5 protein-coding genes are annotated in these 9,571 nt (G+C 66.8%); 3 read left to right on the top strand and 2 right to left on the bottom strand.

Annotated features, from left to right (window positions below; genetic code table 11):
- The first annotated feature begins 28 nt into the window (after window positions 1–28).
- From ON23_RS23645 to ON23_RS23655, 3 genes are read left to right on the top strand one after another with little or no spacing between them, the layout of a single operon-like run.
- Window positions 29–6,124: a LuxR C-terminal-related transcriptional regulator gene (locus ON23_RS23645; RefSeq protein WP_094026248.1), complete on the top strand. Its 6,096-nt coding sequence runs from the start codon at window positions 29–31 to the stop codon at window positions 6,122–6,124.
- A 52-nt stretch (window positions 6,125–6,176) separates the two neighbouring features.
- Window positions 6,177–6,422, top strand: a complete 246-nt coding sequence (locus ON23_RS23650; protein ID WP_036505506.1) for a DUF2630 family protein — start codon at window positions 6,177–6,179, stop codon at window positions 6,420–6,422.
- Window positions 6,423–6,438: 16 nt separating this feature from the next.
- Window positions 6,439–7,959 (top strand): carboxylesterase/lipase family protein, encoded by a 1,521-nt coding sequence (locus ON23_RS23655; RefSeq protein ID WP_039780868.1) that lies wholly within the window; start codon window positions 6,439–6,441, stop codon window positions 7,957–7,959.
- A 1-nt stretch (window position 7,960) separates the two neighbouring features.
- Here the strand turns inward: ON23_RS23655 and ON23_RS23660 are convergent, their stop codons facing one another.
- The gene (locus ON23_RS23660) at window positions 7,961–8,827 is read right to left on the bottom strand and encodes an Fpg/Nei family DNA glycosylase (RefSeq protein WP_039780869.1); all 867 of its coding nucleotides are present in this window, start codon (window positions 8,825–8,827) and stop codon (window positions 7,961–7,963) included.
- 147 nt (window positions 8,828–8,974) lie between these two features.
- The coding region (locus tag ON23_RS23665) for a hypothetical protein (RefSeq protein ID WP_039780870.1) at window positions 8,975–9,571 on the bottom strand (597 nt) is incomplete at its 5' end.

Raw genomic sequence — 9,571 nt, forward strand, 5'->3', positions numbered from 1 at the left:
GGAGTTCCCCGGCTGCGATCTGCCACCGGTGAGCACGATCGTGCTGTCACTGGTCACCTCGACCCAGGTGTTCACGGAATGCGCCGGCGACTCCCGCGCGTACTGGGTTCCGCTGGACGGCGGCCCGGCAGTACAGTTGACCACCGACGATTCGGCACTACAGAGCTATATGGACCTGATGGGCCTGAGCGCGGAACAGGCCGCACGCATGCCGCACGCGTCGTCTCTCACCCGCGGCCTCGGCATGAAATACGAATGGCGCGAGCCGAATCCGACCGCCCACGAGTTGACCGGCCGCGGCGTGGTCGCGCTCGTTTCCGACGGTCCGATCAAGAAGATCGGCACGCCGGATGCGATCGCGGACCAGGTCCGGGCCCAGCTGGCCCGGACCTCGGGGAATCTCCTCGCCGCCGCGCAAGGATTCGCCACCGCGGCCGTCGACGCCGGTACTAGGGACAACGTCACGGTGGTGCTGATCGCCGGGCCGGACCCCTCGGGACGAGGTGAGACCCCGCCGGGTGCCGTAGGGACATCACCGTGGACGAAACCCGCGCACCGGGAAGTACCGGCGCCCGTGGACCCGCGCACCCTGCCGTGGACCGGAGGACTGCCGCAGGGTCGCGCCCATACGACGCGCTCTGCCGAATCGTGGATCGGAAAGGTTTCCGGCAACCGCTCAGCTGCCGAAATCGTCACCACCGCGAACCCGTACGACCACCACGAACCCGGCGCGCGCAGAGTCCCCCACCGGAGGTCCGACCCACCCCGGCCGTCGACGGCCGATCCGAGCTCGGGCACCACACGGGCCGAAAACCCTGCGCCGCACCAAGCCGGCGAAGCGCCCGGCCGGCGGGTCGACGAGGGGCTGATCGGCTCCGCGCCCCGATCCGAGGAGACGAGCAGCGACGTTCCCGCACCCCCTCCGCGTTCGCTGGTCGTGGGATCGGCGGCTCGACTGTACGCGGTTGCGGCCGATGAACCACCTGGTGAAACCCCCGGATATGGGGCTGTGCTCGACACGACGGCCGACCCGGTCTGGATCGAAGCGCACGACGGCAGCAACCGAATTTCGCCGGCCGTCACGGATTTTCACGATCTTCCGGACGACGTGCTGTCCGAATATGTGCGATTGGCGGAGATCGCCGTGCCGATCGTGCGCGCCGCGCTGGCTTCCGGAACGGATGTCTCGGCCGACGACTTCCTGGACGACCTGGGCAGCCGAATTCACAATGGGCGCCTCCAACGCCATTGGCGCACCGCCACCCCGGAACAGCGACTCCCGTTCGACGATCCCGGCTACCCCGAGCAGCTGCGCGAGCACCATCGGCGCCTCGCGCGCGCCGCACGCGATTCGGTGGTGGCGGCCGATGCAGTCGATCGGACCGTGGCCGACCCGTTCCGGTCGTGCACGACGGGTGCCGCGGTCGCGGCGGAGATGTGGCGCAGACACGCCGTTCGTATGTTCGGGTTCGACATGCCCGGCATCCCGGTGGAACTCGTACGTGAGCTCGCTCGCGCGATACACCAGCTGTTGACGAAATACCCTTACGTTCAACTACTCCGGACCGGGTTCGGCCCCGTCTCCGGGCCGCGTCTGCTCGCCGTGAGCGACCACGTCGCCGGAACCGACACGCGTTACCCCTACACGCGGTCGATCACGGTATCCGACGCAGTCGCAGCCGACCGGGGGCTCTTCGCCTCGGTATGGGCCGACATGGTGAACAGCGGCCGCGCGGTGGGATCCGTCGCGGAACCGGTACTCGGGCTGATCCGCCGTGAGTTCGGCTACTCACTCAATATTGCGACTCGGCTGATCGCACAGCGAAAAGCCCAGACCACGCTTATCGACCACCATGAGAACAGTCACCAGGGTCCGACGCGCTGGTCTCCGCGTGAGGCATTCGCCTGGTCGAGCAGCCAATTTCGCGAATACGGCCCCGGCGAAAAAGGACGATTGAACTCGGCCGCGGCGCTGGCGGGAGCCTTCGCGGCCATGGAACACGATCCACGAGACACATCGGTCGGGGAGCAGGTGCTTCACAACCTGTTGGCCGAGCTCGCACCGCAGCGCCAAGCCGAGAAAGACCGAGGTCGAGAACAACTCACGGCCGAATACCGCCCGGTCACGCCGATGGAACAACAGGCCAAGCTGGCCATGGCCGCGGCGCTGCGAGCCGATTACGGCATCGACATCATCGGTCTCGACAACCCCGGCATCCCAGCGGCCACCGCCGGTGATCTCATCGCGGCGATACGGCACATGATCGCCCGATTCCCGATCCTCCTCGGCGACTCGTCCGAGATCAGAATCTTGTCCGAGGTCAGAATCGTTCCCGGGGACGTCGGCAACTTCGGCCACACCTCCTTCGAGGGCATCGAATTCAACGAATTGTGGATGACCGCACCGGCGCGAATGCACGCCGAAGCGATAGAGCAGTTGGCTGCCAAACGGCTGCGCCTCGATCTGGATCGGGTGTACTTCTGCCTGGCCATTCACGAATTGGCGCATCTGCTGCGCAGACTCCTGCCCGTCCACGCGCCGAGTGCGCATGAGGTGGTCAGTCGGGCCTTCGAGGAGAGGTACGGCTCCAACGACATTCCCGCTTTGCGGGCATGGATGGCGACCCAATTCAGCTCGTACGGCATCCGCCAGGAGGACGGAGCTCTCCAACCGGACGAGGCCGAGGCCGAATCAGTAGTGGCTGCCGAGGTCGACAGCCTGACGCCGACCGAGGGCGAAGCGATAGTCCACCGCAACTTCAGCGAGTTGGCCGCGGCCGAGGCCGAGCGGCGCGGCTTGCCCTCGGCCGAACCCCCCATCGGGAGCCGGCCGTCGTCCGACGCAACGGAATCGGGCGGCCGGACTGCGTACACCTCTCGGAACAGCCGACGGTCCGGCAACATTACTGGGACAGCACGCGCCGCCCGCGGCGCGACTCCGTGGTCTTCGGGCGACACCACACCAACCGCCCGGAAATCGGCACCCATCGTGGATCGGACCGACGAGGGGACACCGATCGGATCTCGGCCCGGCGCCGTACCTGCATCGCTGAGCCCTGATCATCTGCGTGTGCTGCTGTGGATCTCCCGGGGGTGGACCGACGCCGAGATCACAGAGGAGCTGGGGGGCAAGGGCCCGGCGTGGAGATATATCTGGGAATTGACACAAAGATTCGGATTCCCCACCGAGCGCTATCTGATGGCCGCTGAGGGTGCACGTCGCAACCTCGTTCCCGTGCAAGCGCCATTCACCGAGCTCCGGAAGGTACTGACGCCACGCCAGATTGTCGTACTCGCGTATCTGTCTCGTGGGCTCAGCAAAAGAGAGATCGCGGACAAGCTGTCCATCTCCAGGCGCACCGTCGACACCTCGGTCGACCGATCGCTACACCGCATCGAATCACCCAGTCTCCTCATGGCCATGCCGAGGCTCGTCGGCGCGCTCGACGCATTCGGTGAGACCGAACTCGCGCGGCTCGCCGAATCTCCCACCGACACAATCGCCGAGCCGGGCCCGGGCGAGGCCTCGGTGAACCGGTTGACCGCAGAGGAAGAGTGGGTGCTACGACTGGCACGCCGCGGGCTGACACATTCCGAGATCGCCGCCGAGATGGGCACGGTCGTAGCCCAGGTGCGGCGCACACTGGCCGATGCCCGCAAGAAGGCCGGAGTCTCCCGCAAAGACCAGGACGCGGCATTGCTCGAAGCGGAGCAAGCGCGGCTGAAGGAGAAGCAGTCACGGCAGGCCCCTCGGCCCGCCGCCGAAAAAGCGAGCCCGCGGCAACCCAGCCGCAGTGCCATGCTTCCCAACCTCCCAAATCCTTGGACCGTCACACCTTCCGACTCCGGCCGGCCCGGGGGGCAACCGCGGACAGGTCCGTCGGTGGATGGCGGCGTACGTACCGGACGACCCCGAGTCGAGACGTCGATACAGGCGATACTGGAGGCCAGGCTGCTGATCGAGCGGAAGTTTCTCGACATTGCCCTTGTTTCCGGTCAGCCGCGCCCCTGGGAGCTGTTCGGCGAGCAGGAGTGGCTGGGTCATCTGGATGCCCGGGAGTTCGCGCGGGGGTATCGTGGCCCTCTGACCGTCGAATTCATTCGCGAACTGCACAGGAAGCTCGCGGCGAGGACGATGCCGGAATTCGGCGGGTTATTGCAGGGCACGCGAGTTCGAGGTTGGGGAACATTACACGAACCGCTCACCGAGGAGCAGATCGCAGTTGTCGACGAAAACCCGCTCCTGACGTATTGCCCTGGCCCCTTCACATCCGGAGAACACGGCATCGTTATGCACCCGGTAGTCAACGGCGAGGAGGGCGCCGCTACGTATCGCCTGCTCGAGTCTCCCTTGACCGACAGCGAGAAAGCGGCTATCGGGGCCGACGCACTAACCTCCTATGTGCCGCCCGGCGAATTTTCCGAACACGGGCTGATTCTGTATCCGCGGTTCCGCGATATTTCGGCAGAGTTGGAGAAACTGTGCACCTGGTTCAACGAAGCAACGACCGACACGGCGCGCAGCCGCCCCGATTTCGATCCTTATGCGATCGCCGCCAAACTCCAACAATGGTTCATATCGCTCCATCCCGCCCAGCGTGATTACAACGGACGCGTCTCACGATTGCTCATGAACTGGTTCTTGGAGAAAGTCGGTTTGTGGCCCAGCGCAATCGAAGAATTCGATCTGGACATCGTCACGAGATTGCCGGAATGGACCGAAATCATCAGGGCGGGCAGCCTGCAATACGGCCGATGGGCAGTCGCAACCGAATCATCGGATCCGGCAACAGACCTGGTGACGGTCTTCGGTCTCGAACGCAAGCAAGCCAATTACCGCCAGGCCGGCGGACGATCCGCACCGTTCACACCGGGAGCCCATCACGACGCGGACGAGTACGCCAGGCTGTACCACGAGATCTCACAGACTGTGGAATCCCCGCGACATCGAATGATCGCACATGGGCGAGAGACGTCCGGCGACCAGTCGCTCGAGCAGTCGACAGGCGATTCGATCGAGGCGAAACAGACTGTCTTCCAGCCGAACCCCGACACGCCGGCCGGCGAACTACTCGCCCTTGGACCGAGCTTCGACTACATCCGTACGCTGATGCGGATCGCGGCTGAACATCCCCACGGGCCGTCCTGGATAGGCACCCCGGACTACTGGTCGTGGAATCTGTCGTGGCTCGCCGAACGCGGCCCGAGAATCAGCATGCTGGCGGCCTTCTTCACGGCGGCACTGGAAGCGGAAAGAACTCTGGGTATGACCAATACCGGTCCGGGTCCGCTGGTTATCGTGCAGGAACGTCCCCGAACAGCCGACGAGATGCTCCCCGTCCACAAGTACGTCACACTGCGCAGAGACACACCGGAGGAATCGAGTTCAGCCGGAACCGCGGACTTGGCGACGGTTATCGGGGGGATCGGTCGCAAGTTGTCGTTGGACGAACTCCTGCAATATTGGACGCTCCATATGGTCGCGGCGCGAACGATCCTCGACATCGATGTAACCCGGACCCACGAAGAGCTCGCCGCTGCCGAAAGCACGGTCTTCCGGCCGATTCCTCGGGAAGGTGTTTTCGGCTGGAACTTCCCCGGGTGCCGGGCGCTGCCACGCGAACACCGGCCATATCTCCGCGCCCGATGGGCCGGCGACGTGCTGCTGCCTCAGGTTGCCTGCCGGGAGACTTTCGAGTTCTATCTGACCAACGTCGTCGAGCCGTACCTGCTCGCGGAAGCCCGCCACATTCTCGACGAATTCGACAGCGCCACACCATCTCCCGAAAATGAGGTCGCCCGCTGGTTCACATCGGTAGTGGTCGCAGCCATGGCCGCACCTCCTGCCGACGCACCCGAAATCCTTCGCCGCGCATTGCGCGAATACCGCGCGTCCGCCGACAACCCGCTGATCGATCACTTCGTCGCCGCCGTGCGGGACCTGATGGGAGACGAATACGACTTCGGCCGCTATATACAGCGCAACCCACGCCCAGAATTCCTACAGTTCGCCCGTGACCTCCAAGAGGTGGTGAGAGATCGATACGATCCGCGAGCGCTTGCCGGCACACCGCTGTTCGCGAATGTGCTCGCGGCCGCCCGCTCACAAACACCGCCTGTCTGACCTCACGCCATCCAGGAACCGGATTCGTCGATTCTCGCCGTACCATGGGCTCATGACCGAACAGGACATTCTTGCCCATATCCAGGACCTGGTGAAGCAGGAGCATCAGCTGCGGTCCAAGGCCACCAGCGGGGAACTCGATCCCGAGACCGAGCGGGCGAAGCTGGCCGATCTCGAGGTGATGCTCGATCAGTGCTGGGATCTGCTGCGGCAGCGGCGGGCCCGCATCGAGCAGGGCGGCAACCCCGACGAAGCCCAGGCCAACCCCGTGAAGCAGGTCGAAGGGTACCTGCAGTAACGGTTACCATCGGCTAATGGTTGACATCACGACCGCCGACGGCGTTGTCCGCGGTCTCCGGCGGCGTCGCATCGCGCAGTGGCGTTCGATTCCCTTCGCCGCGCCGCCCGTCGGGGATCTTCGTTTCCGCGCGCCGCAGCCCGTCGAGAGCTGGTCCGGGGTGCGCATGGCCACCGAATACGGATTCGCCGCGATGCAGCAGCGCGACGGCGCCCGCATCGGCCCCCGCGGCCCGCAGCCGACGAGCGAGGATTGCCTGACCCTGAACGTCACCGCGCCGCTGGCACCGGCCACCGCGCCCCGGCCGGTCATGGTGTTCATCCACGGTGGCGGTTATGTGCTGGGCACCTCGGCGCTGCGGTTGTACTCCGGCGCCCGGCTGGCACTGCGCGGCGATGTGATCGTCGTGTCGTTCAACTATCGGCTGGGTGCCTTCGGCTACGTCGACTTCAGTGAATTCTCCACGGCGACACGGCCGTTCGAATCCAATCTGGGCCTGCGCGATCAGGTGGCGGCCCTGCGGTGGGTGCAGCGCAATATCGCTGCCTTCGGCGGTGATCCGAACAACGTGACCATCTTCGGCGAATCGGCCGGCGCGCACGCGGTGGTCAGCCTGCTCGCCACCCCGGCCGCGGCCGGGCTGTTCCATCGAGGCATCGCGCAGAGCGCACCGGCGGACTGGTCGCTGACCGCCGAGGAGGCGCGGATCTTCGCCCGGCGCTGCGTCGAAAATCTGGGCGTCGACAATATCGACGCCACGTCGGGCGAGGCGGCCGAGGCGCTGAGCAGCGCCGGTGCGAACGACATCCGCAAGGCCGCCGACCGCGCGATCGCTGATGTGCTGTGGCGGCAGCCGGGCAGCTTCCCCGCCGCCCCGGTCGTCGACGGCGACTTCCTGCCGATGGATCCGATCGACGCCATCGCCGCCGGGCGCGCCCACGCCGTCCCGCTGATCATCGGCACCAACCGCGACGAGGCGACCCTGTTCAAACGCTGGGACCGGAGCCTGCCCACCACCCCCGGGCAACTGCACGTAGCGCTGTCGCGCTGCGGCGATGCCGACCTCGAAAAGCGGGTCGTGGCAGCCTATCCCGGGTATCCGTCGCGGCGGGCCGCCGTGCGCATGGGCGGTGACTTCGTCTTCTGGCGTCCCACCGTGGAAGTGCTCGAGGGCCACAGCCGCCACGCCCCGACCTACGCCTATCGGCTCGACTACGCGCCGCGCGCGGTTCAACTGGCCGGGTTCGGCGCGACCCACGCGTTCGATCTGATTCCGGTATTCGGCGGCGTGGACAGTGCGATCGGACGTGGTCTCACCGTGGCCGGCGGCTATCGGGACTTCCTCGCGGTGCAGCGCGAATTCCAGGACAACTGGCTGTCGTTCGCCCGCAAGGGCGAGCCGCTGCCCTCCTGGCCGCAGTACACCGAGCAGCGCCGCAGCACCCGCATCATCGACAGCCCGGCTCGGGTGGAGGTCGATCCGGATCGCGCGAAACGGCTCGCGTGGCACGGAGTCCGGGTTCCGGCGCTGGTCTGAACTACTTGAGCAGCCGGGACATACGCCGGTCGGCGAGGATCTTGCCGCCGGTCTGGCAGGTCGGGCAGTACTGGAACGACTTGTCGGCGTAGGCGACCTCGCGCACGGTGTCACCGCAGACCGGGCACGGCAGTCCGGTCCGCGCGTGCACCTGCATGCCCGACCGCTTCTCCCCCTTGAGCCGCGCCGCGTCCTGACCGACAGAGCGGGTGATCGCGTCGGTGAGGATGCCGCGCATCGCCCGGTACAACTCGGCGACCTTGTCCGCGCCGAGTGTGGACGCGGTGGCGAAGGGCGAGAGCCGGGCGGCGTGCAGGATCTCGTCGGAGTAGGCGTTGCCGATGCCGGCCAGTACGGTCTGATCGGCCAGTACGGTCTTCAATCGCTGGGAGGTGCCGGCGAGGAGTTCGGCGAACTGGTCCTCGGAGATCTCGAGCGCGTCGGGGCCCAGGCGGGTGATTCCGGGCACCGACTGCGGGTCCTCGGTGATCCAGACCGCGAGCCGCTTCTTGGTCCCGGCCTCGGTGAGATCGAAGGCGGGCGTCGCGCCCTCCGGGGTGAAGAAGTGGACCCGCAGCGCCAGCGGGCCTTTCCCCGGTTTCGGCGGCGCGGCACCGGGTTCGTCGATCCAGCGCAACCATCCACCGCGGGACAGATGCGTGATCAGCCACAGTCCGTCGCAGTCGAGGCCCAGATGCTTACCCCAATGCCCGGCGCCCGTGACGTCACGCCCCGACAGCGCGGTCACCGGCGGATCGAACGTCTTGAGCACACTCAGCGCCGCGACGTCGACCCGCCCGACAACCGCGCCGACGGCATGCTCGACCAGAAACTGTTCGAGCGCCATGATCTCCGGCAACTCGGGCATTCCCGCAGCCTACCGGCGCCCACCGACAACCGGTCGTATTCGCGCGCCGGCCGCCGGCCCGGCCGACGCGAACGGCCGCGTTCCCACCGGGAGAACACGGCCGTCGGCATCACGGAACGCGCGAATCACAGCGGAACGCGGTTCGGATCACAGCTGAGCGGGAGCCGCCTGCGGCGGGGTGGCCACACCGGGGGCGACCGCACCCTCGATCGCGCCCACTCCGGCGCCGATCGCGGCACCCGCGGCAGCGGCCGGCGCCGCGATCACCGCGTAACCGATGGCGGCGCCCACCACCGGCATGACGACCAGGCCCGCGGGCAGGAACGGGATCCCGGCGATGAAACCGGCGACCGCGCCGACGACCGCGCTGGTGCTCGCGATCGGGCTGCTGACGATATTGCCCACGCTGGACCCGATCACCGCACCGCCGAGGGTGTCCGCGGCGATGCGGTCGGAGCGCGACGGCTCGAATCCGGCCGAGTCCAGCGTCTGCGCCAGGCCCGCCTCGGTCTGCGCGGCCGAATCGTTGATCTGCGCGGTCAGCTGCGGATCGATGAAATCGGGCCGGGGCGTGACGACCGAACCGATCCGGATGGTGCCGTCGGGCGCCTTGATCGGCGCCACCGGCGGCGCCGGATGGGCAAGGTCGGGCAGATGCAGTGCGCCCGGATTCACCATGGCCGGCGCGGTGAGATCCGGGACCGCCCGAGTGCTGTCGGCGGCGTTGCGGTTCGTCGACACGAC

The sequence above is a fragment of the Nocardia cerradoensis NBRC 101014 genome (genome assembly GCF_000308535.1).
Classification (GTDB): Bacteria; Actinomycetota; Actinomycetes; order Mycobacteriales; family Mycobacteriaceae; genus Nocardia; species Nocardia cerradoensis.

What these genes read in the sequence shown, in the direction of transcription:
- ON23_RS23650 (WP_036505506.1), top strand. Translation starts at nt 6,177, where the DNA reads ATGACCGAACAGGACATTCTTGCCCATATCCAGGACCTGGTGAAGCAG.
- ON23_RS23655 (WP_039780868.1), top strand. Translation starts at nt 6,439, where the DNA reads ATGGTTGACATCACGACCGCCGACGGCGTTGTCCGCGGTCTCCGGCGG.
- ON23_RS23660 (WP_039780869.1), bottom strand. Translation starts at nt 8,827, where the DNA reads ATGCCCGAGTTGCCGGAGATCATGGCGCTCGAACAGTTTCTGGTCGAG.